This is a genomic window from Pseudomonas sp. CAU 1711 (assembly GCF_039888625.1).
Taxonomy (GTDB): domain Bacteria; phylum Pseudomonadota; class Gammaproteobacteria; order Pseudomonadales; family Pseudomonadaceae; genus Aquipseudomonas.
The window spans coordinates 135,017-160,917 of record NZ_JBDQQT010000008.1 but is presented as its reverse complement, the minus strand read 5'-3'; the positions used below and the strand labels follow the sequence as shown (position 1 = coordinate 160,917).

General features: G+C 67.0%; 24 protein-coding genes. 12 read left to right on the top strand and 12 right to left on the bottom strand.

Annotated elements, in window-relative coordinates:
- Positions 1 to 113: 113 nt before the first annotated feature.
- Both AAFN46_RS11210 and upp read right to left on the bottom strand, forming a co-directional pair.
- On the bottom strand, positions 114 to 1,379 hold the full coding sequence (locus tag AAFN46_RS11210; protein WP_347808773.1) for a uracil-xanthine permease family protein: 1,266 nt from the start codon (positions 1,377 to 1,379) through the stop codon (positions 114 to 116).
- A 2-nt stretch (positions 1,380 to 1,381) separates the two neighbouring features.
- Positions 1,382 to 2,020 (bottom strand): uracil phosphoribosyltransferase, encoded by a 639-nt coding sequence (upp, locus tag AAFN46_RS11205; protein WP_347808772.1) that lies wholly within the window; start codon positions 2,018 to 2,020, stop codon positions 1,382 to 1,384.
- Between the two features lie 266 nt (positions 2,021 to 2,286).
- On the opposite strand from upp, the gene AAFN46_RS11200 reads away from it, so the two are divergent.
- From AAFN46_RS11200 to mqo, 4 genes are all read left to right on the top strand, one after another.
- Positions 2,287 to 2,844 (top strand): hypoxanthine-guanine phosphoribosyltransferase, encoded by a 558-nt coding sequence (locus AAFN46_RS11200; RefSeq protein ID WP_347808771.1) that lies wholly within the window; start codon positions 2,287 to 2,289, stop codon positions 2,842 to 2,844.
- Positions 2,845 to 3,321, top strand: coding sequence for a WbuC family cupin fold metalloprotein (locus tag AAFN46_RS11195; RefSeq protein ID WP_347808770.1), 477 nt, complete (start codon positions 2,845 to 2,847; stop codon positions 3,319 to 3,321).
- A gap of 86 nt (positions 3,322 to 3,407) precedes the next feature.
- The gene (locus AAFN46_RS11190) at positions 3,408 to 3,695 is read left to right on the top strand and encodes a PA4642 family protein (protein ID WP_347808769.1); all 288 of its coding nucleotides are present in this window, start codon (positions 3,408 to 3,410) and stop codon (positions 3,693 to 3,695) included.
- A 381-nt stretch (positions 3,696 to 4,076) separates the two neighbouring features.
- The gene (gene mqo, locus AAFN46_RS11185) at positions 4,077 to 5,561 is read left to right on the top strand and encodes a malate dehydrogenase (quinone) (RefSeq protein WP_347808768.1); all 1,485 of its coding nucleotides are present in this window, start codon (positions 4,077 to 4,079) and stop codon (positions 5,559 to 5,561) included.
- 127 nt (positions 5,562 to 5,688) lie between these two features.
- On the opposite strand, the gene AAFN46_RS11180 is transcribed toward mqo, so the two are convergent.
- A complete protein-coding gene (locus tag AAFN46_RS11180; protein WP_347808767.1) occupies positions 5,689 to 6,447 on the bottom strand; it encodes an SDR family oxidoreductase in 759 nt (252 codons plus the stop codon).
- Positions 6,448 to 6,552: 105 nt separating this feature from the next.
- Between AAFN46_RS11180 and AAFN46_RS11175 the strand changes: the two genes are divergently transcribed.
- From AAFN46_RS11175 to groL, 4 genes are all read left to right on the top strand, one after another.
- Positions 6,553 to 7,284 carry a HugZ family protein gene (locus AAFN46_RS11175; RefSeq protein WP_347808766.1) on the top strand — a complete coding sequence of 244 codons (732 nt, stop codon included), beginning with the start codon at positions 6,553 to 6,555 and terminating at the stop codon, positions 7,282 to 7,284.
- Positions 7,285 to 7,349: 65 nt separating this feature from the next.
- On the top strand, positions 7,350 to 7,805 hold the full coding sequence (locus tag AAFN46_RS11170) for an FxsA family protein (RefSeq protein ID WP_347808765.1): 456 nt from the start codon (positions 7,350 to 7,352) through the stop codon (positions 7,803 to 7,805).
- 250 nt (positions 7,806 to 8,055) lie between these two features.
- Positions 8,056 to 8,349 carry a co-chaperone GroES gene (locus tag AAFN46_RS11165; protein WP_347808764.1) on the top strand — a complete coding sequence of 98 codons (294 nt, stop codon included), beginning with the start codon at positions 8,056 to 8,058 and terminating at the stop codon, positions 8,347 to 8,349.
- 47 nt (positions 8,350 to 8,396) lie between these two features.
- Positions 8,397 to 10,037, top strand: coding sequence for a chaperonin GroEL (gene groL / locus AAFN46_RS11160; RefSeq protein ID WP_347808763.1), 1,641 nt, complete (start codon positions 8,397 to 8,399; stop codon positions 10,035 to 10,037).
- Between the two features lie 65 nt (positions 10,038 to 10,102).
- On the opposite strand, the gene AAFN46_RS11155 is transcribed toward groL, so the two are convergent.
- The 4 genes from AAFN46_RS11155 to AAFN46_RS11140 all read right to left on the bottom strand — a co-directional run bounded on the left by AAFN46_RS11155 (position 10,103) and on the right by AAFN46_RS11140 (position 13,099).
- The gene (locus AAFN46_RS11155; protein WP_347808762.1) at positions 10,103 to 10,336 is read right to left on the bottom strand and encodes a hypothetical protein; all 234 of its coding nucleotides are present in this window, start codon (positions 10,334 to 10,336) and stop codon (positions 10,103 to 10,105) included.
- Between the two features lie 51 nt (positions 10,337 to 10,387).
- A complete protein-coding gene (locus AAFN46_RS11150; protein ID WP_347808761.1) occupies positions 10,388 to 11,056 on the bottom strand; it encodes a class I SAM-dependent methyltransferase in 669 nt (222 codons plus the stop codon).
- A 79-nt stretch (positions 11,057 to 11,135) separates the two neighbouring features.
- Positions 11,136 to 12,428 carry a HAMP domain-containing sensor histidine kinase gene (locus tag AAFN46_RS11145; protein WP_347808760.1) on the bottom strand — a complete coding sequence of 431 codons (1,293 nt, stop codon included), beginning with the start codon at positions 12,426 to 12,428 and terminating at the stop codon, positions 11,136 to 11,138.
- A 2-nt stretch (positions 12,429 to 12,430) separates the two neighbouring features.
- Positions 12,431 to 13,099, bottom strand: a complete 669-nt coding sequence (locus tag AAFN46_RS11140) for a response regulator transcription factor (RefSeq protein ID WP_347808759.1) — start codon at positions 13,097 to 13,099, stop codon at positions 12,431 to 12,433.
- A 162-nt stretch (positions 13,100 to 13,261) separates the two neighbouring features.
- Between AAFN46_RS11140 and AAFN46_RS11135 the strand changes: the two genes are divergently transcribed.
- From AAFN46_RS11135 to AAFN46_RS11120, 4 genes are all read left to right on the top strand, one after another.
- Entirely contained in the window at positions 13,262 to 15,208 is a 1,947-nt protein-coding gene (locus AAFN46_RS11135; RefSeq protein WP_347808758.1) for an LTA synthase family protein, read from the top strand.
- A complete protein-coding gene (locus tag AAFN46_RS11130; RefSeq protein WP_347808757.1) occupies positions 15,205 to 15,930 on the top strand; it encodes a phosphatase PAP2 family protein in 726 nt (241 codons plus the stop codon). Before AAFN46_RS11135 ends, AAFN46_RS11130 begins: the two co-directional genes overlap by 4 nt.
- A gap of 160 nt (positions 15,931 to 16,090) precedes the next feature.
- The gene (locus AAFN46_RS11125; RefSeq protein WP_347808756.1) at positions 16,091 to 16,756 is read left to right on the top strand and encodes a lipopolysaccharide kinase InaA family protein; all 666 of its coding nucleotides are present in this window, start codon (positions 16,091 to 16,093) and stop codon (positions 16,754 to 16,756) included.
- Between the two features lie 148 nt (positions 16,757 to 16,904).
- Entirely contained in the window at positions 16,905 to 17,141 is a 237-nt protein-coding gene (locus AAFN46_RS11120) for a hypothetical protein (protein ID WP_347808755.1), read from the top strand.
- A gap of 342 nt (positions 17,142 to 17,483) precedes the next feature.
- Here AAFN46_RS11120 and AAFN46_RS11115 read toward each other — a convergent pair whose 3' ends face one another.
- From AAFN46_RS11115 to AAFN46_RS11095, 5 genes are all read right to left on the bottom strand, one after another.
- Positions 17,484 to 20,537 (bottom strand): multidrug efflux RND transporter permease subunit, encoded by a 3,054-nt coding sequence (locus AAFN46_RS11115; RefSeq protein ID WP_347808754.1) that lies wholly within the window; start codon positions 20,535 to 20,537, stop codon positions 17,484 to 17,486.
- A gap of 88 nt (positions 20,538 to 20,625) precedes the next feature.
- Complete coding sequence (locus tag AAFN46_RS11110; RefSeq protein ID WP_347808753.1) at positions 20,626 to 21,747, bottom strand: efflux RND transporter periplasmic adaptor subunit; 1,122 nt, start codon at positions 21,745 to 21,747, stop codon at positions 20,626 to 20,628.
- A 189-nt stretch (positions 21,748 to 21,936) separates the two neighbouring features.
- On the bottom strand, positions 21,937 to 23,562 hold the full coding sequence (locus AAFN46_RS11105) for a methyl-accepting chemotaxis protein (protein WP_347808752.1): 1,626 nt from the start codon (positions 23,560 to 23,562) through the stop codon (positions 21,937 to 21,939).
- Positions 23,563 to 23,741: 179 nt separating this feature from the next.
- Positions 23,742 to 24,836 (bottom strand): DUF1513 domain-containing protein, encoded by a 1,095-nt coding sequence (locus AAFN46_RS11100; protein ID WP_347808751.1) that lies wholly within the window; start codon positions 24,834 to 24,836, stop codon positions 23,742 to 23,744.
- A 1-nt stretch (position 24,837) separates the two neighbouring features.
- Positions 24,838 to 25,899: an imelysin family protein gene (locus tag AAFN46_RS11095; protein ID WP_347808750.1), complete on the bottom strand. Its 1,062-nt coding sequence runs from the start codon at positions 25,897 to 25,899 to the stop codon at positions 24,838 to 24,840.
- Positions 25,900 to 25,901: the final 2 nt, after the last annotated feature.

Below are 25,901 nucleotides of genomic sequence, written 5' to 3'. Positions count from 1 at the left end.
TTGTCCAGTCGTAGGAGGAGTCGGTTATGGCCAAAGCCGAGTGCTGGCCCGCCAAGCAGGGGGCGCAGGCAGGGGCGGCCACAGCCGCGCGAGGCTGTGGCCGCGGCTGCGGTTCAGATCTCCGGATCTAGGCTCGGGTGCTTGTGCCAGGCGCTGCCGCCGGGCAGCAGCAGGTTCAGGCCGAGGGCGACCAGGGCGGCCAGGGAGATGCCGGAGAGGGCGAACTCGCCGCCGCCGATGGACATGCCGCCGATGCCGAACACCAGCGGCACCGAGACGATGATCAGGTTGCGCGCCTCGGACAGGTCGACCTGATGGCGGATCAGGGTGTTCAGGCCGACCACCGCGATGGAGCCGAACAGCAGGCAGAGGATGCCGCCCATCACCGGCACCGGAATGGCCTGCAGCGCCGCGCCGAACTTGCCGATGAAGGCCAGGGCGATGGCGAACACGGCGGCCCAGGTCATGATCTTCGGGTTGTAGTTCTTGGTCAGCATCACCGCGCCGGTGACTTCGGCGTAGGTGGTATTGGGCGGGCCGCCGAACAGGCCGGCGGCCGAGGTGGCCAGGCCGTCGCCGAGCAGGGTGCGGTGCAGGCCGGGCTTCTGGATGAAGTTGTTGCCGGTCACGCTGCCGATCGCCACCACCCCGCCGATATGCTCGATGGCCGGGGCCAAGGCCACCGGGACGATGTAGAGGATGGCGCCCCAGTGCAGCTCGGGGGCGACGAAGGCGGGCAGGGCCAGCCAGGGCGCGGCGGCCACGGCGGCGCCGTCGATCACCCCGAACAGGGCCGACAGCAGGCAGCCCACGGCGATGCCGGCGAGGATCGGCACCAGACGCAGCAGGCCCTTGCCGAGCACGGCGACCAGCACGGTGGTGACCAGCGCCGACATCGAGATGATCAGCGCGGTGTGGTAGGGCACCAGTTCGGCGGCGCCGTCGCCGGTCTTGCCCATGGCCATGTTCACCGCCACCGGCGACAGGGCCAGGCCGATGGAGATGATCACCGGCGCTATCACCACCGGCGGCAGCAGGCGGTCGATGAAGCCGGCGCCGCGCAGGCGCACCAGGGCGCTGAGCAGCACGTAGACCAGGCCGGCGGCGACGATGCCGCCGAGCACCGCCGGCAGGCCGAACTGGCCCTTGGCGGCCATGATCGGCGCGATGAAGGCGAAGCTCGAGGCCAGGAACACCGGCACCTGGCGCCCGGTGACCAACTGGAACAGCAGGGTGCCGATGCCGGCGGTGAACAGCGCGACGTTGGGGTCCATGCCGGTGATCAGCGGCATCAGCACCAGGGCGCCGAAGGCCACGAAGAGCATCTGCGCGCCGGAAATCACCTGGCGCCAGAGCGGGTCGTTGAACTGCTGGGTCATGCTCAGGCGTCCTTCTGCTTGGTGCCGAAGATCTTGTCACCGGCGTCACCCAGGCCGGGAATGATGTAGCCGTGCTCGTTGAGACGCTGGTCGACCGAGGCGGTGTAGATGGTCACGTCCGGATGGGCGTCCTCGACCCTCTTGATCCCCTCCGGCGCGGCGACCAGCACCATGGCGCGGATTTCCTTGCAGCCGGCCTTCTTCAACAGGTCGATGGTGGCGACCATGGAGCCGCCGGTGGCCAGCATGGGATCGATGATCAGCGCCAGGCGCTCGTCGATCTCCGGGGCCAGCTTCTCCAGATAGGTGTGTGCCTGCAGGGTCTCCTCGTTGCGCGCAACGCCCACGGCGCTGACCTTGGCCCCCGGGATCAGGCTGAGCACGCCGTCGAGCATGCCGATGCCGGCACGCAGGATCGGCACCACGGTGATCTTCTTGCCGGCGATCTTCTCCACCTGCACGGAGCCCGCCCAGCCCTGGATCTCGTACTGTTCCAGCGGCAGGTCGTTGGTCGCCTCGTAGGTCAGCAGGGCGCCCACTTCCTGGGCCAGCTCGCGAAAGTTCTTGGTACTGATGTCGGCGCGGCGCATCAGGCCGAGCTTGTGGCGGATCAGCGGATGGCGGATCTCACGGATGGGCATGCGGAGTTCTCCGGAGCGGCAAGGGAATTCTGGCTAGAGTAAAGCACTGGGTTTTGCGGCTAGAAGCCGCGAAGTTTACCGATTTGCCTGGGCGAACGGTCAGAAAATCTCGCCTCGGGCTTGCCCTCGGACGACCATCTGAGTACCTTTGCCGACCATTTTTTATGACCTGCCGTCCCTGGCGGTCACCCATCGGGCCGTCGCGGTCGCGACGTTAAAAATTGCTCCCGGCAATTTTTTAACCAACCTTATTTCCGGAGAACACCATGTCCGCCGATCTTGCCCACATCCGCCAAGTCATGGCCGAAGCCGACTGCCTGTTCACCGAGGCCCAGGTCGAGGCCGCCATCGACCAGGTGGCCGAGGCCATCAATGGCGACCTGGCCGAGCGCAACCCGGTGGTGTTCTGCGTGATGAACGGCGGCCTGATCTTCGCCGGCAAGCTGTTGCCCAAGCTGGGCTTCCCGCTGGAACTGTCCTACCTGCACGCCACCCGCTACCGCAGCGAGACCACCGGTGGCGAGCTGTTCTGGAAGGCCAAGCCGGAAATCTCCTTCATCGATCGCGACGTGCTGATCATCGACGACATCCTCGACGAGGGGCACACCCTGTCCGCCATCATCGAGTTCTGCAAGCACGCCGGAGCCAAGGCCGTGCACACCGCCGTGCTGATCGACAAGGACCACCAGCGCAAGGCGCGTCCGGACCTCAAGGCCGATTTCGTCGGCCTGTCCTGCGAGGACCGCTTCATCTTCGGCTACGGCATGGACTACAAGGGCTACTGGCGCAACGCCGCCGGTATCTTCGCGGTCAAGGGCCTCTGAGTGAGGGCGCCGGCCTTCCTCGACCGCGGCCTGTTCGCCAAACTGGCGGGCAGGGCGGCGGAGTCTCCGCGCCGGCGCGCCCACCACAACCTGCATGACATGAGCGAGCCCTGCCACCGCCTGGCGGTGGGGCTGCAACCCGCTACCTATATCCCTCCCCATCGGCACCTGTGTGCCGACAAGGCCGAGACCCTCCTGGTGCTGCAGGGCCGCCTCGGCCTGCTGCTGTTCGGCGAGGATGGCCAGCTGCAGGCCACCCGCCAGCTGCAGGCCGGTGGCGAGTGCGTCGGCGTCGACCTGGCGCCCGGCCAGTACCACGCCCTGGTGGTGCTCGAGGCCGACAGCATCCTGTTCGAATGCAAGGCCGGCCCCTACCGTCCGCTGAGTGAGGCCGAGCAGGCCGCCTGGGCGCCGCGCGAGGGCGATCCGGCCGCAGTCGACTACCTGGCCTGGATGAAGAGCCACTTTCCCGCCTGACTGTGCACTTTGGTCGCGTTGAGCGGCGCACGGCGCGGGGGTAAACTGCCGGCCCCGTATGAGTCCGCTGCGAGCTGGAGTGCGTGATGCGTAAAGACAAGAAACAGGTGATTGGCGAAGAGATCAGCGACGACTCGATCCGTCTTTTCTTGGACGTCGAGCCGGCCGACGACACGCCGCCGTCCCTGCACAAGCTGGTCAAGGCCTACCGCGGCCTGCGCATCGACGACTTCGAGCGTTTCCTGACCTTCTTCAAGGAAGCGGGCTACGACCTGGATGCCCGCGACGCCAAGGGCAACGACTTCGTCGCACTGATCCAGGATCAGCGTCTGGCCGAGCCCTATATCGAGGCGATCAAGGCGGCCAAAGCCTGAATGTTCGTGTGGAAAATGACCGCTCGACGGAGTTCGTTCATTTTTTGCGCCTGATTCCGCGACATTAATGGTATTGTGCGCGCCGGAAAATTCCCGCCCGGCGCGCATGCAGACCTCGGCGCTTCTGGCGCGAGCCTTGCAAAACTGCGGAGTAGAGCGCCTGGTGCGCTGCGTGGGGGAAAAGAATTGAACGCATGGGCTGCCCACAGGTTGCGCATGCCGGACGAGGCGGTTGGCTATCTGTCAGGCCAAGACATCGGCCACGGTGCCAGCCCCTCGAAGCTCCAGACACCCGTCTGGCTGTCAGTGATTAGACGCCGATGCGCGGCTCAAAAGGCCGATGTCAGCGGCTTGGTACTGCAGATCTTGGAGAAGCGTTAAATGACGCAAGTCAGTCACGAAACCTTGGATGTGCTGATGGTCGGCGCCGGCATCATGAGCGCCACCCTGGCGGTGATGCTCAAGGAGCTGGACCCCGACCTCAAGCTGGAGATCGCCGAGCTGCGCTCCTCCGGCGCCATCGAGAGCTCCAACCCGTGGAACAACGCGGGCACCGGCCACGCCGGCCTGTGCGAGCTGAACTACACGCCACAAGCGGCTGACGGCTCGATTGACATCAAGAAAGCCGTACAGATCAACGCCCAGTTCGAGGTCTCCAAGCAGCTCTGGGCCTACCTGGCCGGCAAGCAGGGCTTCGGCTCGCCGCGCAACTTCATCAACCCCGTGCCGCACATGAGCTTCGTGCGCGGGGACAAGGACATCGGCTTCCTCAAGAAGCGTCATGAGCTGCTCAGCCAGCACCATGCCTTCGCCGACATGGAGTACACCGAGGACAAGGCCGCCATGGCCGAGTGGATGCCGCTGATGATGCAGGGCCGCGACGAGGCCGAGCGCATCGCCGCGACTCGCTCGCTGAACGGCACCGACGTCAACTTCGGCGCGCTGACCAACCAGCTGCTGCAATATCTGGCCGGCCAGGGCGGCATCAGCGTCAGTTACAACCAGAAGGTCGTCGGCCTGAGCCGCAACGATCAGGGTTGGAAAGTCGAGATCAAGAACAGCAAGACCGGCGAGCGCCGCGAGGTGCAGGCCAGGTTCGTGTTCCTCGGCGCCGGCGGCGGTGCGCTGCCGCTGCTGCAGATGTCCGGCATTCCGGAAGGCAAGGGCTTCGGCGGCTTCCCGGTGAGCGGCCAGTGGCTGCGCTGCGACAACCCGGAAGTGGTCAAGCTGCACCAGGCCAAGGTCTACAGCCAGGCCGAAGTGGGCGCGCCGCCGATGTCGGTGCCGCACCTGGATACCCGCGTGGTGGATGGCAAGACCTCGCTGCTGTTCGGCCCCTACGCCGGTTTCACCACCAAGTTCCTCAAGTACGGCTCCTTCCTCGACCTGCCGCTGTCGGTGCGTCCGGGCAACATCGGCCCGATGCTGGCCGTGGCCCGCGACAACCTGGACCTGACCCGCTACCTGATCAAGGAAGTGCTGCAGTCCCAGGAGCAGCGCCTGGAGGCCCTGCGCAAGTTCTATCCCGAGGCCAAGGCCGAGGACTGGAGCCTGGAGGTCGCCGGCCAGCGCGTGCAGATCATCAAGAAGGACGCCAAGAAGGGCGGCATTCTGCAGTTCGGCACCGAGCTGGTGTCCGCCGAGGATGGCAGCATCGCCGCGCTGCTGGGCGCCTCGCCGGGCGCCTCGGTGACCGTGTCGATCATGCTCAACCTGATCGAGCGCTGCTTCGCCGACAAGGCCAAGGGCGAGTGGGCGGCCAAGCTCGCGGAGATCTTCCCGGCCCGCGAGCGGGTACTGGAGGAGGACGCCGAAGCCTATCGCTCGGTGACCGCGCAGAGCACCCAGGCCCTGCAGCTGGCCTGAGACAGACAAGAAGCCCCGCGAATGCGGGGCTTTTCGTTGCGGGTGTTCCGATCAACGGGAGTGCAGCCGAGGCTGACCTCGAAGGGGGCGCGCCAGCGAGTCAGTCGCCGCCGGCGCGCAGCACCGATCAGAGGCGCAGACCGCCGTCCAGCTCGAGGATACGCCCGGTGTAGTAGTCGTTCTCCATGATGTAGGCCACCGAGTGGGCGATCTCGGTCGGCTTGCCCATGCGCCGCAGCGGGATGCCGGAGGTCATCTTCTCCAGGGCTTCCGGCTTCATGCCGGCGGTCATCTCGGTCTCGATGAAGCCCGGGGCCACGCCGGCCACGCGGATGCCGTAGCGCGCCAGCTCCTTGGCCCAGACCACGGTGTCGGCGGCGACGCCGGCCTTGGCCGCGGAGTAGTTGGCCTGGCCCATGTTGCCGGCACGGGAGATGGAGGAGATGTTGACGATGGCGCCGGTGTTCTTCAGCTCGATCATCTTCGCCGCCACTTCGCGGGTGCAGAGGAATACGCCGGTCAGGTTGACGTCGATCACCGCCTGCCACTGGGCCAGGCTCATCTTGGTCATCTCGCCGTCCTTGATCTTGATGGTCAGGCCGTCGCGCAGGATGCCGGCGTTGTTGACCAGGCCGTTGATGGCGCCGAAGTCCTCGGCCACCTGGGCGACCATGTGGCTCACCTGCTCCTCATTGGCCACGTTGCACAGGTAAGCGCGGGCGTCGCCGCCGGCGGCCTTGCAGGCGGCCACGGCTTCGTCGAGTTTTTCCTGGTTGAGGTCGACCAGCGCCAGCTTGGCGCCCTTGGCGGCCAGGTACTCGCCCATGGCGCGGCCCAGGCCCTGACAGCCGCCGGTGATGATGATGACTTTGTCTTTGAGTTCCATAACACTACCCCTCAAATGGTCTAGCAGGTGGCCTCGCCGGCGCTTCGGTGATTACGAACGCCTGTTCGTCTCGTTTTCGACGAATTCTCAGCGAGGAGTCATAAATTGCGCGAAAACGCCGCCAAGCATGCCCGAGAAGTGCTCCTCAAGGAATACCGCGGGGCGCTTTCCACCCACTCCAAGAGCATGCCGGGCTTCCCTTTCGGATCAGTGGCACCCTACTGCCTGGATGCCCGGGGCCGGCCGCTGATCCTGATCAGTCGCATCGCCCAGCACACCCACAATCTGCAGCAGGATGCCAAGTGCTCGCTATTGGTCGGCGAGCGCGGCGCCGAGGATATCCAGGCCGCCGGGCGCCTGACCTTGCTGGCCGAGGCGCGGCAGTTGGGCGAGGCGGGCGAGGTCGAGGCCGCCGCCGAGCGTTACTACCGCTACTTCCCGGATTCGCGCGACTACCACATCGTCCACGATTTCGACTTCTGGGTGCTCGAGCCGGTGCGCTGGCGCTTCATCGGCGGCTTCGGTGCCATCCACTGGCTGCAGGATGTCAGCCTGGTCAATCCGCATGCCGGCGAGGCCGAGCGCGGCATGGTCGCGCATATGAACGACGATCACGCCGACGCCATTGCGCACTATGTGCAGCTGGCCGGCCTGCCAACCCACGAGCCGGCGCAACTGGTCGGTATCGACAGCGAAGGCTTCCACCTGCGGATCGGCAAGGCGCTGCACTGGCTGGCCTTTCCAACATCCTGTAACAACCCCGGCGCGGTGCGCCAGGCCCTGGTGCAGCTGGCTCGCGCCGAAGTCTGGCCGGCCGCTCGGCCGGTTTCAGCTTGAAATAAGCTAGCGGCCCCATACTTCAGCCATACCGGAAGCCGTTCTTCCGCCAAGGACCCCAAGCAATGCGTGCTTTTCTGTTTCTCTTCCTGCTGTTTCCCATCCTCGAGCTGGCCGTGCTGATCCAGGTCGGCGGCGCCATCGGCCTGTTGCCGACCCTGCTGCTGGTGATCGGCTCGGCCGTGCTCGGCAGCGTTCTGCTGCGGGTGGCCGGTATCGCCACCGCCTGGCGAGCCCGCGAGAAGCTGGCGCGTGGCGAGATGCCCGAGCAGGAGATGTTCGAGGGGCTGCTGATCGCCGTCGGCGGTGGCCTGCTGCTGCTGCCCGGCTTCATCAGCGATGTGTTCGGCCTGCTCTGCCTGTTGCCCTTCACCCGTCGCCTGCTGATCGGCAAGCTGCAGCGCCGCCTCCAGGAGCAGGCGCTGCGCCAGCGCGCCTTCTTCGATGATGTCCAGGCCCGCAGCGGCCAGACCCACCCGCATGTGATCGAGGGTGAGTACCAGCGCCGCGACCAGGGCTGAAGAAGGGCGGTCCGCGCGTCGTAAACCGGCGGCTGCGCAGGGGGCTGGGCATAAAAAATTTCATGCCTGCCCTTGAAATACCCTTTGTTGCCCCTATCTAGCGTTCACCGCAAGGTTTCTGTCGCAGTGTGGCGGCAGAACAGACTTTCGCGCCTCGCCAAGGCGAGGCGCATCCGGCCCCAGGCCGGCTTTGCCTAACCCGCCGGCGCAGTCGCCGGCCAGTGAAAACCACTATCAGGAGAGATCGACAATGAAGCTTCGTCCTCTGCATGACCGCGTCGTCATCCGTCGCAGCGAAGAAGAGACCAAGACCGCCGGCGGCATCGTGCTGCCGGGCTCGGCCGCAGAGAAGCCGAACCAGGGTGAAGTCCTCGCCGTCGGTACCGGTAAGGTCCTGGACAACGGCGAAGTCCGTCCGCTGGCCGTCAAGGTCGGCGACAAGGTGGTGTTCGGCCCGTACAGCGGCAGCAACACCATCAAGGTCGACGGCGAAGACCTGCTGGTGATGGGCGAGAACGAAATCCTCGCCGTCATCGAAGCCTGATTCCCGCGAATCTCCGCCTAACCTTACAGAATTGAGGAACACACAAAATGGCTGCTAAAGAAGTCAAATTCGGCGATTCCGCTCGCAAGAAGATGCTGGTTGGCGTCAACGTCCTGGCCGACGCCGTCAAGGCCACCCTCGGCCCGAAAGGCCGCAACGTGGTGCTGGATCGCAGCTTCGGTGCTCCGCTGATCACCAAGGACGGCGTGTCCGTGGCCAAGGAAATCGAGCTGAAGGACAAGTTCGAGAACATGGGCGCCCAACTGGTCAAGGACGTAGCGTCCAAGGCCAACGACGCCGCCGGTGATGGCACCACTACCGCCACCGTGCTGGCCCAGGCCATCGTCAACGAAGGCCTGAAGTCGGTTGCTGCCGGCATGAACCCGATGGACCTGAAGCGCGGCATCGACAAGGCCACCACCGCCATCGTCGCCCAGCTGAAGGAGCTGTCCAAGCCGTGTGCCGACACCAAGGCCATCGCCCAGGTCGGCACCATCTCCGCCAACTCCGACGAGTCCATCGGCAACATCATCGCCGAAGCCATGGAGAAGGTCGGTAAAGAAGGCGTGATCACCGTCGAGGAAGGCTCGGGTCTGGAGAACGAACTGTCCGTCGTCGAAGGCATGCAGTTCGACCGCGGTTACCTGTCGCCCTACTTCATCAACAAGCCGGACACCATGGTTGCAGAGCTGGAAAGCCCGCTGCTGCTGCTGGTGGACAAGAAGATCTCCAACATCCGCGAACTGCTGCCGGTGCTGGAGTCCGTCGCCAAGGCCGGCCGTCCGCTGCTGATCGTCGCCGAGGACGTGGAAGGCGAAGCCCTGGCCACCCTGGTGGTGAACAACATGCGCGGCATCGTCAAGGTCGCGGCCGTCAAGGCTCCGGGCTTCGGCGACCGCCGCAAGGCCATGCTGCAGGACATCGCCATCCTCACCGGCGGTACCGTGATTTCCGAGGAAGTCGGCCTGTCGCTGGAAGGCGCCACCCTGGAGCACCTGGGTAACGCCAAGCGCGTCGTGCTGAACAAGGAAAACACCACCATCATCGACGGCGCCGGCGCTCAGGCCGACATCGAAGCTCGTGTGGCGCAGATCCGCAAGCAGGTCGAAGAGACCTCTTCCGACTACGACAAGGAGAAGCTGCAAGAGCGTCTGGCCAAGCTGGCCGGCGGTGTTGCCGTGATCAAGGTCGGCGCTGCCACCGAAGTCGAGATGAAAGAGAAGAAGGCTCGCGTCGAAGACGCCCTGCACGCCACCCGCGCTGCAGTGGAAGAGGGTGTGGTACCTGGCGGCGGCGTCGCCCTGGTGCGTGCCCTGCAGGCCATCTCCGGCCTGAAAGGCGACAACGAAGACCAGAACGTCGGCATCGCCCTGCTGCGTCGCGCCGTCGAGGCCCCGCTGCGCCAGATCGTGGCCAACGCCGGTGACGAGCCGAGCGTGGTGGTCGACAAGGTCAAGCAAGGCGAAGGCAACTTCGGCTTCAACGCCGCCACCGGCGTGTACGGCGACATGATCGAGATGGGCATCCTGGACCCGGCCAAGGTCACCCGTTCCGCCCTGCAGGCTGCTGCCTCCATCGGCGGTCTGATGATCACCACCGAAGCCATGGTCGCCGACATCGTCGAAGACAAGGCTGCTCCGGCCATGCCGGACATGGGCGGCATGGGCGGCATGGGCGGCATGATGTAAGCCGACCGGCCCCGCGCTGTCTCACGGAAGCCCCGCCTCGTGCGGGGCTTCTGCTTTCTGGGCAATCAGTATCCGTCTTTCCTAGCGTGCGCCAGGCCGAGCAGCAATAGCAGCAGGCGCGCGCTGTCGACCCGTGCCGGCGTCGCCCGGGTGGCGGCATGGTGAGAGACGCCCGCCGCGCCAGCGGGTGCGGCTCCGCTCAGAATACGCGGCGCCGGCTCCAGCCAGGCCGCGCAGGCCAGCACGGCGATGCCCAGAGCGGCGCTCAGGAACAGGCCGCGGCAGAGTGCCAGCCTCATCTCGGCACCCCTGTGCCATGCCATCGCCGGCAAGCCTCGTGCTCGACGGGCTCAGGCCTTGCGCAGCACATAGACCCGCCACATGGCGTACAGCGGCAGGAAGTCCAGATGCTGCTGGACGCGCAAGCCGGCCTGGGCGAATTCGGCCTCGACCCGGGCCGCCGGCAGCACGAAGCGGTTCTGCAGGCCCGTTTCGCCGCGCTCCTGTTCCAGGCGCTTGCGCCGCCAGGCCTTGAAGTTGCCATCCACCCACAGCGAGACGATCAGGCTGTCGCGCGTGACCCGCGCGCATTCGCGCAGCAGGGCCAGGCGGTGCCTGGGATCGCCCACATGGTGCAGCAGGCGCATGCAGAAGATGCTGTCCACCGCGCCGTCCGGCAGGTCGATGGCGAATGCCGAGGTCTGCAGGGTCCTGACTCGCGCCACCACCTGGGCGGGCTGGGCGGCACGGGCGAGCGCCAGCATGTGCGGCGAATTGTCGGCGCCGATGATCACCCGGTTCGGTTTCTCCGCCAGCAGCGGCCAGAAGCGCCCCGCGCCGCAGGGCAGGTCGAGTACCAGCCCCGGTTCGCCGACCAGCGCCAAGGCACGGCGGGCCAGCTGCTCGTCGCGGCGGTGCGACAGGCGGCGCCAGAAGCCGTCGCGGTGCTTGTGCAGGTATTCCCGGGCGTGGTCGCTGTCGTACTTGTTGGAAAACGCGAGTTCGATGGGCTGGGGCATGGTCCTCTCCTGAAACGGAATCGCCACCACCCTAGGCCGCACGCCATCAACACGCGGTCAAACCGATGTGAAAAAAGCGTCAGGTGGATGGCGTTGCGTCCGCGCCGCCCAGCTCGACGCGAAAGCGGCAGCCGTTGGGCTGCATCGCCGACAGCTGGACCGTCCAGCCCTGCGCGTCGCAGATGCGCTGCACCAGCGACAGCCCCAGGCCGAGACCCTCGCCGCGCGCCGCGCCGCCGCGCACGAAGGGCTGGAACATGGCGCTGCGCTCGGCCTCGGGAATGCCCACGCCGCTGTCCTCGACCGTGAAGCCCTGGCTGCCCAGGATCAAGCGAATCTGCCCCTGCTCGGTGTAGTGCCAGGCGTTGCGCAGCAGGTTGCCCAGCACCGAACGCAGCAGGGGCGCGTTGTAGCGGCGGCTGGACGGCGCGCCGCGCTGGTAGTCGAACAGCAGCCCCTTGGCCCTGGCCTGTTCGCCCCAATGCGCGGCCAGCTCGTCGGCGACCTCGTCCAGGCGAGTCTCGGCCACCAGGCTGCGCTCGCCGCCTTCGGCGCGCGCCAGCAGGAGGAAGGTCTCCACCAGCTCGCGCATTTCCCCGCAGGCGCGGGCGATGCGTTGCACCTGGGTGCGCGCGCGTGGATCCAGGCTGGGGTTGTCCAGCAGCAGCTCGCAGGAGCTGGCCAGCACCATCAGCGGCGTGCGCAGTTCGTGGCTGACGTCGCTGGTGAACAGGCGCTCGCGGCGCAGGGCGCGGCGCAGTTGGCCGAGGGTGTCGTCGAAGGCGGCGGCCAGGGCGCCGACCTCGTCGGCCGCATAGTCCGCCGCCATGGGCGGCGCCAGGTCGAGCAACTGGTCGCGGTGGCGCACCTGGCGTGCCAGCCGTGCCACCGGCTCGATCACCTTGCGCGCCAGCAGCCAGCCGAGCACGCCGGACAGCGCCAGGCTGAGCAGGAAGCCCACCAGCACCACGGCGAACAGCAGCTGCTCGCGATCCTCGAACTCGCTCTGATCCTGCAGCAGTACATAGCGCCGTCCATCGACCAGGCGGACGAACGCATGGTAGGAGCGCGGCTCGCGGAACACCTCGTGAAACCCCGGCTGCAGCTCCTGCAGGTCGGCCGGCAGGGCGAACTCGCCCGGCCCTTCGCTGAAGTAGAGGTACTGCCCGGGCTCCGGCTCGTGGCGCCACTCGCTCATGCTCTCCATCCGCAGCAGGCGCTGCAGATCGCCGCCCAGCTCGCGGGAGATCAGCCGCTCCTCGACCTGGTGCACCGTCTCGACTATGCCGACGGCGAAGGTGCCGCCGACCAGCAGGGTCATCAGCACGAAGGCGAAGAGAATGCGCCGGGACAGGCTCTGCTTGAACTCCATGGCTACTCCGCCAGGCGATAGCCGATGCCGTGCACCGTGTGCAGCAGCGGCTGGGCGAAGGGTTTGTCGATCACCTGGCGCAGTTGGTGCACATGGCTGCGCAGGCTGTCGCTGTCCGGGCAATCGTCGCCCCACAGCGCCTCCTCCAGCGCGTCGCGTCTGAGCACGTGCGGGCTCTTCTGCATCAGCAGGGCGAGCAGCTTGAGCCCCACCGGGTTGAGCTTGAGGCGCTTGCCGGCGCGTTCGACTTCCAGGGTGTCGAGGTCGTAGCTCAGGTCGCCGACCCGCAGCTGGCGCTTGCCGCCGCCGAGGCTGCGGCGCAGCACCGCCTCGATGCGCGCGGCCAGCTCGGAGAGGGCGAAGGGCTTGACCAGGTAGTCGTCGGCGCCAGCGCGAAAGCCCAGCAGGCGATCGTCCAGCTGGTCGCGGGCGGTGAGCATGATCACCGGGGTGTCGCGGCGGGCATCCTCACGCAGGCGCTGGCACAGGGTGTAACCGTCGATGCCGGGCAGCATGATGTCCAGCACCAGCAGATCGTAGTGGGCGGTGACGGCCAGGTGCAGGCCGGACAGGCCATCCCGGGCGCAGTCCACCGTGTAACCCCTGATCGTCAGGTAGTCGGCCATGTTGGCCAGGATGTCGGGGTTGTCCTCGACCAGGAGGATGCGCATGGGCAAGCTCTCTTCGGCCCGTGGCCGTGTGGGGGATGGCGCCAAGATACCTCGCTGGTGCGGCCAGGCGCGCGTTTTCACGGCTTTTTCACATGCTCTTCACCGCTTTTCGACGTGGCGCTGGGCAGAGTGCCGGGCATTCTCCTCTGTCCGGATGCTCGCATGTTCCTGCCCCGTTCCGCGCCCATGCGCTATCTGACGCTGTTGCTGGCCTGCTGGCTGGCGGTGTTCCTGGTCACCCGCGCGCTGCTGCTCGCCGCCCATATGGGCGCGGCCGGCGGCATCGCGCCCGGCGTGTTCGCCGTCGGCCTGCTCTACGACCTCGGCTTCCTCGCCTATGCGGCGTTGCCGCTCGGCCTCTATCTGCTGCTGTGCCCGCCGGCACTATGGCGCCGCCGCGGGCATCGCCTGCTGCTCGCCGGGCTGCTGTTCGCCAGCCTGTTCCTCATGCTGTTCGTCGCCACCGCCGAGTGGCTGTTCTGGGACGAGTTCGGCGTGCGCTTCAACTTCATCGCCGTGGATTACCTGGTGTACTCCGACGAGGTGCTGAACAATCTGCTGGAGTCCTACCCCATGGGCCCGCTGCTGGGCGGACTGGGGGTGATCGCCATATTGCTCGGCCTGATCCTGCGTCGCCCCCTGGACGCCGCCCTGCATGCACCGCTGCCGAGCTGGCGCCGGCGCGGCCTGGCCCTGCTCGGCCTGCTGCTGGCCGCCGGGCTGTCCGCCGCGCTGCTCGATCAGGAGGGCCCGCGCGGCCTGGGCGGCAATGCCTACCGGCGCGAACTGGCGAGCAACGGTCCGTACCAGTTCTTCGCCGCCTTCCGTAACAACGAGCTGGACTACCGCCAGTTCTACAGCAGCCTGCCGGACGGCGAGGTCGCTCCCATCCTGCGCCGGGAGCTGGCCGAGCCGGGTGCCACCTTCGTCGGCAGCGACCCGCTGGACGTGCGCCGGCAGATCGACAATCCCGGCACGCCGCGCAAGCTGAACATCATGCTGGTGACCATCGAAAGCCTGTCGGCCAAGTACCTGGGCAGTTTTGGCGACCCCCGCGGCCTGACGCCTAACCTCGACGCGCTACGCCGGAAGAGCCTGTTCTTCAACAACTTCTATGCCACCGGCACCCGCACCGACCGCGGCCTGGAGGCCATCACCCTGGCCATTCCGCCGACCCCGGGGCGCTCCATCGTCAAGCGCATCGGCCGCGAGAGCGGCTACGCCAGCCTCGGCCAGCAGCTCGCCGCCCAGGGTTACGACAGCGCCTTCGTCTATGGCGGGCGCGGCTACTTCGACAACATGAACGCCTTCTTCGCCGGCAACGGCTACCGGGTGGTCGACCAGAGCAGCGTTGAGGAGGCCGACATCCACTTCAAGAACGCCTGGGGCATGGCCGACGAGGACCTCTATGCCCAGGCCATGAGGATCGCCGACGCCGACCACGCCGCCGGCAAGCCCTTCCTGTTGCAGCTGATGACCACCTCCAACCATCGTCCCTACACCTATCCGGACGGGCGCATCGACATCGCCTCGGGCGAGGGTCGCGAGGGCGCGGTGAAGTACACCGACTGGGCCATCGGTCGCTTCCTCGAACAGGCGCGTGGCAAGCCCTGGTTCGACGACACCCTGTTCGTCTTCGTCGCCGACCACTGCGCCGGCAGCGCCGGGATGGAGGACCTGCCGGTGGCCAACTACCACATCCCGCTGTTGCTCTATGCGCCCAAGTGGCTGGCGCCGCGCGAGGACGGCCAGCTGGCCAGCCAGATCGACCTGGCGCCGACCCTGCTCGGCCTGCTCAACCTGGACTACCAGTCGACTTTCTTCGGCCGCGATCTGCTCAAGGCCAATACCGCGCCGCCACGGGTGCTGATCGGCAACTACCAGCACCTGGGCCTGTTCGATGGCCGCGACCTGGCCATCCTCAGCCCGCGCCGGTACCAGCGTCGGCATGACGATGCGCTGGGCGCCAGCCATGAATACCGGGTCGACGAGCGCGATCCGCTGCTGCGGCGCGACATCGCCTACTACCAGGCGGCCAGCCATGCCTTCCACAATCGCCTGCTGAGCTGGCAGGGCGATCAGGGCGAGCCGCGGGTGAGCCAGAAATGAAGGCCTCGCCGCGTTTCGACCGGCGCCTCTGGTATGGCGTGCCCCTGGCCCTGCTGGCGGCACTGCTGCTGTGCGAGCCGAGCCGCCTGGACTTCGCCCTGGCCGACCTGTTCTATGTCCAGGGCCAGGGTTTCATCGGGCGTCACAACGACTTCCTCGAGGACGTGCTGCACGACCGCGCCAAGCAGTTGGTCATCGCCGTCGGCGTGCTGGCACTGGCCGGCTTCCTGCTCAGCCTGCTGCCGGGCCGGCTGCGGCCGCTGCGCCGTACCCTGGGCTACCTGACGCTGGCCATGGGCCTGTCCACCGGCATCGTCACTCCGCTGAAGCAGGCCACCGGCATGCATTGCCCCTGGAGCCTGGAACAGTACGGCGGCGTCGAACGCTTCTCGCCGCTGCTCGGCCCGCGTGCCGCGCCGGTGGAGAAAGCGGGCAACTGCTGGCCGGGCGGTCACGCCGCCGCCGGCTTCGCCCTGTTCGCCCTGTTCTTCGCCCTGCGCGATCATCATCCGCGCGGCGCCAGGGGCGCACTGGTCGCGGCCATCGGCCTCGGCACCCTGTTTTCCCTGGTGCGCATGGCCCAGGGCGCGCATTTCCTCTCGCACAACCTGTGGACGGCGGCGCTGTGCTGGCTGATCTGTCTGGGGCTGTACGACGGGCTGCTCTATCGTCCGGCGCCAGCAGAGGGCATGTCGAGCCATGGCCTCGACATGGCCGGATGACCTGAGGTCAAGGCGCGGGTACGTATCTTGCTGGGTTAAGTGGTTAGGCGCCATATGGCGCGCCAGGTGGTTACCCGCGGCGGGTGGCTGTTACCTGGTGTTACAGATGTACAACGGGCCCCGCGTCCGATCGAGCGATGGAGTACAGAGCGCTATGAGCATGGCTGGGCAGTTCGAACAGTGGTGGCAACTCCAGGGGGCCTGGGTGGAAGAGCCCAATCGCCGGCGTTGCGGGGAGAGCGGCGTGCAGCGCCTGCGCCAGGAAGATGGCCGCGTCTATTACGCCAAGCGCCAGATCGGCCATATCTATCGCAGCTGGCTGCATCCCTTCGGCCGACCCACGGTGCTGCGCGAGCGCAAGGCGTTGCTGGCGCTGCCCGAGTGCGGGGTGCGGGTGCCGAAGATAGTCTACTGTGGTACCACGCGCGGCGAGCAAGGCTGGCGCGGCCTGTTGGTCAGCGAGGAGCTGCAGGGTTTCCAGGACATCGAGAGCTGGTATGCCGGTGGCGGTCGCGAGCGGATCGGCCCCGAGCGCCACGCGCTGTTGCTGCAGCAGATCGGCGCGATGCTGGCGCGGATGAACCAGGGGCGCTGGCAGCATGGCTGTCTGTACGCCAAGCACGTCTTCGTCAGGGTCGGCGAGGCCGAGTCGGAGGTGGCCCTGCTCGATCTGGAGAAGAGCCGGCGACGTTGGACGAGCAGGGGCGCGGCGCGACACGATCTGCGCCAGCTGCGCCGTCATTCGTCGTGGAGCGAGGCGGAGTGGCAGCTGCTGCTGCAAGGCTATCGCCGGCAGTGGGGCAAGGCGCTGCCGGCGCTGGACTAACATACGGAACCTTTAGCCCCGCAGCGGCTCCGATAGACGCCGCGATTCGTACCAAGAGCGACCGCTGGTCGTTTTGGGTGTTGCCAAGGATTGGTCTGGACTAGTTTTTCTTTCAGGCGTTTGGCAGCGCTATCAAGGGGTTATCAATATGAAATTAGAAATCGCCAGAGGTATTTTCCTCGTCGGCGCTCTCGGCGTCACCGCCCTGGCCGCGGCCGCCTGGCAGGAGCCGGCGCCACAGGTGATCGACCCCGTGAGCTGTGCCGATCAGAGCTGCCCCGCGGTGTCAGCCCGCCACGATGCCGCCGAGCCGCTGGAAGTGGATGGCGACAAGCTGCTGTTACTGATGTTCGGCCTGTCCCAGTCGATCAAGGGCGACCAGTAAGATACGAGAAGCCCCGCCTAGGTGTAATGCAGTTCACTTAGCGACATCGCGCTCGGCTGAGCTTTGATTGAGTCGGCACCGTGGCTGTTGTTCTCCCTCTTCCTCTGGGAGAGGGTCGGGGTGAGGGCTAGGCAACGAGTAGGCGATAGTCCCTCACCCCAAGCCCCTCTCCCGGCGGGAGAGGGGAGCGCTCTCAAGACACCGCGATATCCGGGCCATGGTATGGCGCAGTGTCCTTCGCTGCTGGCCAAGCCAGAAAAACGCCGCGACGCTGTAAAGAAATCGCGGCGTTTTTTAAGTGGACAGCATTACCGCCTAGGCGGGGCTTCTCGTTTGCGGCGGTCAGTGAGCCGCCGCCGTCGCGTTGGCCGGCGCCTTGTCCGGGCTGGCCAGCAGGGTGTAGACGCAGGGCAGCACGAACAGGGTGAACAGGGTGCCGATGGACATGCCGGTGGCGATCACCAGGCCGATGTCGAAGCGGCTGACCGCGCCGGCACCGCTGGCGAGGATCAGCGGCACCATGCCGAAGACCATGGCGGCGGTGGTCATCAGCACCGGACGCAGGCGGATCGCCGCGGCCTCCTCGATGGCCGCGCGCACGCTCAGGCCCTTGTCGCGGCGCAACTGGTTGGCGAACTCGACGATCAGGATGCCGTGCTTGCTGATCAGGCCGATCAGCGTCACCAGGCCCACCTGGGTGTAGATGTTCAGGCTGGACAGACCGAGGAAGATCGGGATCAGCGCGCCGCAGATCGACAAAGGCACTGTCACCAGGATCACCAGCGGGTCGCGGAAGCTCTCGAACTGCGCGGCCAGCACCAGGAAGATGATCGCCAGGGCCAGGCCGAAGGTGACGTACAGCGCGCTGCCCTCCTGAATGTACTGGCGTGAGGCGCCGGCATAGTCGAAGGCGTAACCGCGCGGTGCCGTCTCGCGGGCGATCTGGGCCAGGGTGTCGACCGCCTCGCCCATGCTGACGATCGGCACGCCTTCGATGATCGCCGCGTTGAGCTGCTGGAACTGCTTGAGCTTGGTCGGCCGGGCGCGGTCGCTGACCTTGATCAGGGTGCCCAGCGGCACCATCTGCCCGCTGTCGCTCTTCACGTAGTAGCTGCTCAGCCAGCCCGGGTTGTCGCGGTAGGCCCGCTCGACCTGGGCGATCACCTTGTAGCTGCGCCCGTCGATGGTGAAGCGGTTGACCTCGCCCTCGCCGAGCAGGATGGCCAGGGTCGCGCCCAGGTCTTGCATGGACACGCCCATCTGCGCCGCCTTCTCGCGGTCGATGTCGACCACCACCTCGGGCTTGTCGAAGGCCAGGTCGACGTTGAGGAAGGCGAACTTGCCGGACTCCAGGGCCTTCTGCTTGATCTGCTCGGCGACCTGCAGCAGCGACTCGTAGTCGTTCGGCGTGTTGATCACGAACTGGAACGGTAGGCCCTCGCCGGTGCCCGGCAGCGCCGGCAGGTTGAAGCCGAAGATCTGCAGGCCGGGAATGTCGTCGAGGCGGCCCTGGACTATCGGCAACAGCTCCATCTGGGTGCGTTCGCGCTCGTCCCAGGGCTTGAGCAGGAAGCCGCCGATGCCCGACTGCACGCCGTCGAAACCGTTGATCTGGAACGACGAGTAGTACTCGGGGAACTCCTTGAAGATCTCCACGAACTGGTCGGTGTAGGCGTTCAGGTAGTTCAGGTTGGTCGGCTGCGGCGCGTTGGTGAAGAGGAACACTATGCCCTGGTCTTCCTCCGGGGCCAGCTCGTTCTTGCTGAACATCAGCAGCACGGGGATCAGGCACAGCACGATGACGGCGAACACCAGCACCACCGGGCGGGTTTCCAGGGTGCCGTGCAGGGCCCGCTGGTAGCGGCTCTTGAGGCGGTCGAAGAGCAGGTCCAGGCGGTGCGCCAGGCCCGTGGGATTCTCCTCGTGGCGCAGCAGGCGCGAGCACATCATCGGCGACAGGGTCAGGGCGACGATGCCGGAGATGATCACCGCGCCGGCCAGGGTCAGGGCGAACTCCTTGAACAGCGCGCCGGTCAGGCCCTCGAGGAAGCCGATGGGGGCGTACACCGCGGCCAGGGTGATGGTCATCGACACCACCGGCACGGCGATCTCGCGGGCGCCTTCGAGGGCCGCGTCGAACGGTGTCTTGCCTTCCTCGATATGGCGATGGATGTTCTCCACCACGACTATGGCGTCGTCCACCACCAGGCCGATGGCCAAGACCATGGCCAGCAGGGTGAGCAGATTGATCGAGTAGCCCATCAGCTGCATGAAGAACAGCACGCCGATCATCGACAGCGGGATGGTGATCACTGGGATCAGCACCGAGCGGAAGGCGCCGAGGAACAGGAACACCACCACTATGACGATCAGCACGGCCTCGGCCAGGGTCTTCACCACCTCGTCGATGGAGGCGCGGATGAACTCGGTGGCGTCGTAGGCGATGGCCACCTTGAGGCTCGGCGGCAGCTGGGCCTCAAGCTCCGGCAGGGCGGCGCGCACGTGCTTGATCACGTCCAGTGGGTTGGCGCTGGGCGTGCCCTTGATGGCGATGTACACCGAGGGGGTGCCGTCGAAGGAGCTGATCGAGTCGTAGTTCTCCGCACCCATCTCCACCCGGGCGATGTCGCGCAGCAGCACGCGGCTATCGCCCTCGGTCTTCACCGGAATGGCGGCGAAGGCCTCGGCCGACTTGAGGTCGGTGCTGGCGTTGATGCTGGTGACCACATACTCGCCCTTCACTTCGCCGGCGGCGGCGAGGAAGTTGTAGCGCTGCACGGCGTCGGTCACGTCGGTTGCGGTGATGCCGTAGGCGGCCATCTTCACCGGGTCCAGCCACAGGCGCATGGCGAACACCTGGTTGCCGAGAATCTCGGCCTCGGCCATGCCGGGCAGGGTGGCCAGCTTGGGCTGGATGACCCGTGACAGGTAGTCGGTGATCTGCGGGTTGGACAGCTCGTCGCTGTAGAAGCTGACGTACATCAGCGCCGAGGCGTCGGCGGCCTCCTTGGACAGCACCGGGTCCTCGGCGTCCTGCGGCAGCTGGTTCTTCACCTCGTTGGCCTTGGCCAGCAGCTCGGTGAACAGGCGGTCGGTATCGGCACCGATGCGCGCGTAGATCGAGATGATCGACAGGTTCTGCTGGCTGGCCGAGGTCATGTAGTCGATGCCTTCGGCGCTGGCCAGGCTCTGCTGCAGCGGCTGGGTGATGTAGCCCTGGATGGTCTCGGCGTTGGCCCCGGGGTAAGCGGTGGTCACCGTGATCAGGGCGTTCTCCATCTGCGGGTACTGGCGGATCACCAGTTTGCTGAAGGCCTGCATGCCGAGCAGGATGATCAGCAGGCTGACCACGGTCGCCAGCACCGGGCGGCGGATAAAGGGATCTGTAAAAGCCATGGGCGGCTCCTGAGTTCTTTCGTAGGAGCGAGCTCTGCTCGCGAACGCATCTATGCCAAAGCTTCGCGGGCAGAGCCCGCTCCTACGGTCACTGCGTGTTCTGGGCCTGGTTGGACTGCAGGGCGGGGTCGTCGACCACCTTGACCTGAGCGCCATTGTCCAGCTTGAGCTGGCCCGAGGTGACCACCCGCTCGCCGGCCTTGAGGCCCTCGAGGATCAGCACCAGGCCGTCGCGGCGCTCGCCGGTCTCGACGAAGCGGCGCTCGACCTGGAGCTGGGTCTGCCCCTGGTCGTCCTGCTGCTCGCCGATCACATACACCGAGTTGCCGTAGAGGGTGTAGGTGATGGCGGTTTCCGGCACCACCACCTGCGCTTGCTCGTCCGGCAGCAGCACCTCGAGGTTGGCGAACATGCCCGGCAGCAGCTTGCGTTCGGGATTGGGCAGCATGGCGCGGACCTGCAGGTTGCGCGTGCTTTCCTCGACCTTGGGGTTGAGCGCGGCGATCTCGCCCTCGAAGAACTCGCCCGGATAGGCGGCCACCGACAGGCGCACGCGCTGACCGATGGCCAGCTGCGGCACGGCCTGCTCCGGCAGGAAGAAGTCGACGTAGAGCCTGGACAGGTCCTGCAGGGTGGCGAAGGCGGTGCCGGGGCTGAGGTAGTCGCCGACATCCACCCGGCGGATGCCGATGGTGCCGGCGAAGGGGGCGAGGATGCGTTTCTTGTTCAGCTCGGCCTTGAGCTGGGTGACGCTGGCCTCGGCCTTGAGCAGTTCGGCGTTGAGGCGGTCGAACTCGCTCTTGGAGATCGCCTGGCGCTTGATCAGGTTCTGCCCGCGTTCGTACTCCACTCGGGCCAGGGCGCGCACCGCCTCGGCGGTGGCGAGGATGGCGCGCTCCACCTCGCTGTCCAGCTGCAGCAGCGGCTGGCCGAGGGCGACCTGCTCGCCGGACTGGAACAGCACCTGGTGTACGGTGCCCAGCACCTCGGCGGTGAGGTCCACGCCCTGGTAGGCCTTGAGTGTACCGATGGCCGGCAGGCGGCTCTGCCACTGGCGTTCAGTGGCCGTCACCGCGGTGACGCTGATGGCGGGTTGCGGCGCCGAGAACATCTCGGCCATCTGCATGAAGGAGAAGAACTTGTAGGCACCGAGAGCGGCCACCACGAGGATGACCGCGCCCAGCATGACGAGCATGCGGCGAAACAGCATATTCCAGTTCCTTGGCGAGGCGATGTGCGCCTGGGAATAAAAAAGAAGCCGGCACGTTAGTACCAGTTGACGGTTAAGTCAAAAAAAGCCGGTTGCAAAAAGTTGCCCCACTATTGTGGCGCATCGACTCGCGGGGAAAAACACACAGTTGACCGGCCAATAGGCACATCCCTGTGCCGCTTGAAAGGTTCAGGCGCCGAGCCGCCGGGTCACCGCGCTCAGCTCGCCGGACAGGCTGTGCAGGTTCTGGCTGGCGGCCTGGGTGCGTTCGACGTTTTCCTGGTTGGCGCTGGCGATGGCGGTGATCTCGGTGAGGTTGCGCGAGATGTCCTCGGCCACCGAGGTCTGCTCCTCGGCGGCGGTGGCGATCTGCCGGTTCATGTCGCGGATCGCCTCCACCGCGCCGGTGATGCGCTCCAGCATGGCGCCGGCCTCGGTCACCTGGGTCACGCCTTCCTCGCTGCGGCTCTGCCCGCTCTCGATGGCGCGTACCGCGTTGAGCGCGCCGGACTGCACGTTGTCGATGATCTGGTGGATCTCGGCGGTGGATTCGGCGGTGCGCTGGGCCAGGGTGCGCACCTCGTCGGCCACCACGGCGAAGCCGCGGCCCTGCTCGCCGGCGCGGGCCGCCTCGATGGCGGCGTTGAGGGCCAGCAGGTTGGTCTGCTCGGCGATGCCGCGGATCACCTCCAGCACCTTGCCGATGCGCCCGCTGTCGGCCTCCAGGCGGCGAATCACTTCGGCGGTGTTGGCGATCTCGCCGCGCATGCCGGTGATGGTCTGGATGGTCGACTCCATCACCTTGCCGCCCTGGCGTGCCGAGCCGTCGGCATCGTCGGCGGCGTGCGCGGCTTCGGCGGCATGGCGCGCCACCTCCTGGGCGGTGGCGGACATCTGGTTCATGGCGGTGGCGACCTGGTCGGTGCGCTCGAACTGCTCGTTGATGCCCTGGGTCATGCGCGAGGCGATCTGGTTCAGCTCGCCGCTGGCGTTGTCCAGGTTATCGCTGCTCTGGCGCAGGCTCTCGGTGGTGCCGGCGAGGAAGTCGCGCAGGGTGTTGGCGGCGATGGCCAGCAGGCCCAGCTCGTCGCGGCGGTTGGTCTCCACCCGCTGGCCGAACTGGCCATGGCTGAGCTGGTCGACGTGGCTGATCAGATGGCGGATCGGAATGATCAGGTGGCGGTTGACCAGCCACAGGCTGAACAGGGCGATCACCACGCTGGCGCCCAGCATGATCAGGGTGCCGAGCAGTATGGTGCGCTCGGCGTTGGCATTGATCCGTCCGGCCTGGCTGGCGCTCTGCTCGCGCAGATGTTCGACCAGTTCGCTCATCTGCTCGCTGGCGGCGCGGTCGATGCCCTTGACCGCGGCGTCGCCGGCCTTGGCATCGCCGCTGGCGGCGACGAAGGCGTCGCGGCCCTTGCGGTAGTTGGCGCCGAGGCTCTGGTGCTCGCTGCGCAGGCGCTCGACCTGGCCTCTCAGCGCGGCATCGTTCCTGGCCAGGTTGGACAGCTCGCCGAGTATGTCCTGCACCTTGCGTTCCTGGGCCTCGAACTGGCCCCAGTACTTGTTCAGGTTGTCGCTGTCCTGGCCGCGCAGCAGGACGTTCTTCCACTCCTGGACCTGGATCTTGAACTCGACGTTGGCCGAGTCGATCAGGCGGGCGGCCTGCAACGGGCCGTCGAGCAGGCCGCGATAGGCCTGCATGCCGCCGGAAAGGAAGCTGAAGCAGGCCAGGGCGGTGATCAGGATCAGCGCCAGGCTGCCGCCGAGCAGGGCGAGTATCTGCGCGCGCAGGGATTTTTGCAGGAACATAGGGGTGGCCTCGTGACGGGTGATAGCCTCCGGCGCCGAGGCGCCGGAATTGCGGATATCCCTATCGATCGGCGATGGCGCGCCGCTGGCATCGGCTGGCGATGCCCAACTCAGTATAGGTCGGCAGCAAGGTGCCGACCTTAAGCCTCGATCCCGGGTTTCTGCCGCGGGTCGCGCGCTCAGGCCAGGCGCAGGTGGTTGTCCCACAGCCCGGCCGGCAGCTGCAGCGCTTCGGCGACTATGCGCTCGCCGCGGCAGTGGTACAGGCGGCAGCGCCCCTGGCCGGAGGTGACCACGAAGCCGTCGCGCACCGCGCCGACGCCGGCGCAGTCCGGCAGCGGCACATCCAGCAGCAGCTCGCTGCTGTCCAGGTGCCAGACGAAGAAGCGGTTGCCGCGCGGCGCGGTCAGCGCCAGCAGGCGCAGCTCGTCGTGGATCGCCAGACTGGCGGTGTACTGGCTCATCGCCGCACGTTGCGCCTCGCCCAGGGGGAAGGGCTGGAACGGCTGGCCGGGACGCTTGATCGCCAGCAGCGGCACCTTGTCCAGCGGGTCGCCCTGATACTGCTGGCCGGACACCAGGGTGCCGTCGGCGGCCACGGCCAGGTGACGCACGCTGTTCATCCGCTCGGGCAGCCGCTCCTTGCTGATCAGCCGGCCGTCGCGGTGCATCAGCACCAGGCTCGGCTCCATGGCGTCGAGGTTCATCATCACCCGGCTGTCGGCCTCGGTGCGGATGCCGCCGTTGGCCACCACCAGCGACTCGCCGCCGGGCAGCCAGAGCAGCTGGTGCGGGCCGACGCCGTGGCTGCTGTGCTCGCCCTCGCGCACCAGTTGCCGGCCCTGCAGGCGATAGACGCCGAGCACGCCGCGGCCGGGCTCGGAGGTGTCGTTCTCGGTGGCGTAGAACCACTCGCCGCTGCGGTGGAACAGGCCGTGGCCGTAGAAATGGCGATCCGCCGGGGTGACCAGGGTCTGCAGCAGGCGGCCGTCGCGGGTATCGATCAGGTAACTCTCACGGCTCGGCCGGCGGCCGACGAACAGCGCCAGCGGCAGCTGCGGGTGCGCCGCCACGTCGTGACAGCGCTCGCTCACCCGGGTGGCGAACACCCGGCTGCCGTCCAGGCGATAACCCACGGCGTAATGCCGGCCGTCGCTGTCGTCGCGGGCCGACAGCAGCAGCGGCTGGGCGCCGTGACCGAGCCACTGCCAAGCGCCGAGGGCTCCGGCGGCCAGGCCCAGGCCACCGAGGCCGAGGAGGGTTCTGCGCTGCATTTCAGTCGCCGTCGTGGGCGTTGAAGCCCAGCTGCACGCCGAGCGCCTTGGCCAGCTCGCCACCCTGCAGGCGGTGCAGCTGATCGAGGCTGTCGTAGAAGGCGTTCAGTTCGGCGCGGCCGGCCTCCTCGGCCAGCAGCTCGCCCAGGGGGCGCTGCAGGGCGGCCAGCTGCTGGCGGGTGGCGGCATATTGCCGGTCGATCCGCGCGGCCAGTTCGCCCTGGTCGGCGTCGAGCAGGGTACGCAGGCCATCCTGGTCGGCCCCCAGCCACAGGCGCTCGGCGCTGCCCAGGGCGGCGGCCAGGCTGGCCAGGCTGGCGCTGCTGCGCCAGAACTCGGCCTGGTAGGGTTGCGGCACGCCCTTGCCTTGCCGGCCGAGGGCGGTGCCGAGTTTCTTCTTCAGTCCGTCGATGCCGCTCACCTGGGTGCGCAGCAGTTCGGTCACCGCCTCGGCCGCCTCGGCATAGCGCGCGTTGGGGAAGTGCTTGAGCTGGGCGGCCATGCCGTCGTCGCCCTGCCACAGACCGAGCACTGCGCCGGAGAGCTTCTGCTGGTGTTCGCCGATGGCGGCGAGCAGCGGGCAGTAGCGGGCCTTCTGCGCCGCGTCGGAGAGGTCGATGGCGGCATCGAACAGCACGTATTCGTAGGCGCTCAGGCCCTGCACCACCACGCTGGCCTTCTCCACGTCGGCCTGAGTCAGTTGCGGCTTGCTCTTCAGCAGGGCCTCGACCTGGCGCTGCACCAGGTTCTTCTTGTCCGGCCAGAACTGCACCTGCCAGGCGCGGTTGCCCTCGGCCAGCGGACCGACCAGCAGCGGCTGCAGGGCCGCCCAGCTGGCGACGTCGGCGAGGAAGGCCTGCTGCGCGGCGCCCAGGTCCTGACTGCCGGCGCAGAAGGCCCTGGCGCTCTCGGCCAGTTGCCGGTTGGAATTGTCCCAGGCGCCATAGGCCGGCAGCAGCACGCCGTCGGTCAGGGCGCTGCTGGCCTGCTGTTGCGGGTCCTGCGGGGCGCAGGCGGCGAGGCCGAGGGCGAGCAGGGCGATGGCGAGGGGCGAGCGGATCATGC

Excerpts from the sequence above, each read along its gene's own strand:
- AAFN46_RS11210 (WP_347808773.1), bottom strand. The coding sequence starts at position 1,379 with ATGACCCAGCAGTTCAACGACCCGCTCTGGCGCCAGGTGATTTCCGGC.
- upp (WP_347808772.1), bottom strand. The coding sequence starts at position 2,020 with ATGCCCATCCGTGAGATCCGCCATCCGCTGATCCGCCACAAGCTCGGC.
- AAFN46_RS11200 (WP_347808771.1), top strand. The coding sequence starts at position 2,287 with ATGTCCGCCGATCTTGCCCACATCCGCCAAGTCATGGCCGAAGCCGAC.
- AAFN46_RS11190 (WP_347808769.1), top strand. The coding sequence starts at position 3,408 with ATGCGTAAAGACAAGAAACAGGTGATTGGCGAAGAGATCAGCGACGAC.
- mqo (WP_347808768.1), top strand. The coding sequence starts at position 4,077 with ATGACGCAAGTCAGTCACGAAACCTTGGATGTGCTGATGGTCGGCGCC.
- AAFN46_RS11180 (WP_347808767.1), bottom strand. The coding sequence starts at position 6,447 with ATGGAACTCAAAGACAAAGTCATCATCATCACCGGCGGCTGTCAGGGC.
- AAFN46_RS11170 (WP_347808765.1), top strand. The coding sequence starts at position 7,350 with ATGCGTGCTTTTCTGTTTCTCTTCCTGCTGTTTCCCATCCTCGAGCTG.
- AAFN46_RS11165 (WP_347808764.1), top strand. The coding sequence starts at position 8,056 with ATGAAGCTTCGTCCTCTGCATGACCGCGTCGTCATCCGTCGCAGCGAA.
- groL (WP_347808763.1), top strand. The coding sequence starts at position 8,397 with ATGGCTGCTAAAGAAGTCAAATTCGGCGATTCCGCTCGCAAGAAGATG.
- AAFN46_RS11155 (WP_347808762.1), bottom strand. The coding sequence starts at position 10,336 with ATGAGGCTGGCACTCTGCCGCGGCCTGTTCCTGAGCGCCGCTCTGGGC.
- AAFN46_RS11150 (WP_347808761.1), bottom strand. The coding sequence starts at position 11,056 with ATGCCCCAGCCCATCGAACTCGCGTTTTCCAACAAGTACGACAGCGAC.
- AAFN46_RS11145 (WP_347808760.1), bottom strand. The coding sequence starts at position 12,428 with ATGGAGTTCAAGCAGAGCCTGTCCCGGCGCATTCTCTTCGCCTTCGTG.
- AAFN46_RS11140 (WP_347808759.1), bottom strand. The coding sequence starts at position 13,099 with ATGCGCATCCTCCTGGTCGAGGACAACCCCGACATCCTGGCCAACATG.
- AAFN46_RS11135 (WP_347808758.1), top strand. The coding sequence starts at position 13,262 with ATGTTCCTGCCCCGTTCCGCGCCCATGCGCTATCTGACGCTGTTGCTG.
- AAFN46_RS11130 (WP_347808757.1), top strand. The coding sequence starts at position 15,205 with ATGAAGGCCTCGCCGCGTTTCGACCGGCGCCTCTGGTATGGCGTGCCC.
- AAFN46_RS11125 (WP_347808756.1), top strand. The coding sequence starts at position 16,091 with ATGGCTGGGCAGTTCGAACAGTGGTGGCAACTCCAGGGGGCCTGGGTG.
- AAFN46_RS11120 (WP_347808755.1), top strand. The coding sequence starts at position 16,905 with ATGAAATTAGAAATCGCCAGAGGTATTTTCCTCGTCGGCGCTCTCGGC.
- AAFN46_RS11115 (WP_347808754.1), bottom strand. The coding sequence starts at position 20,537 with ATGGCTTTTACAGATCCCTTTATCCGCCGCCCGGTGCTGGCGACCGTG.
- AAFN46_RS11110 (WP_347808753.1), bottom strand. The coding sequence starts at position 21,747 with ATGCTGTTTCGCCGCATGCTCGTCATGCTGGGCGCGGTCATCCTCGTG.
- AAFN46_RS11105 (WP_347808752.1), bottom strand. The coding sequence starts at position 23,562 with ATGTTCCTGCAAAAATCCCTGCGCGCGCAGATACTCGCCCTGCTCGGC.
- AAFN46_RS11100 (WP_347808751.1), bottom strand. The coding sequence starts at position 24,836 with ATGCAGCGCAGAACCCTCCTCGGCCTCGGTGGCCTGGGCCTGGCCGCC.
- AAFN46_RS11095 (WP_347808750.1), bottom strand. The coding sequence starts at position 25,899 with ATGATCCGCTCGCCCCTCGCCATCGCCCTGCTCGCCCTCGGCCTCGCC.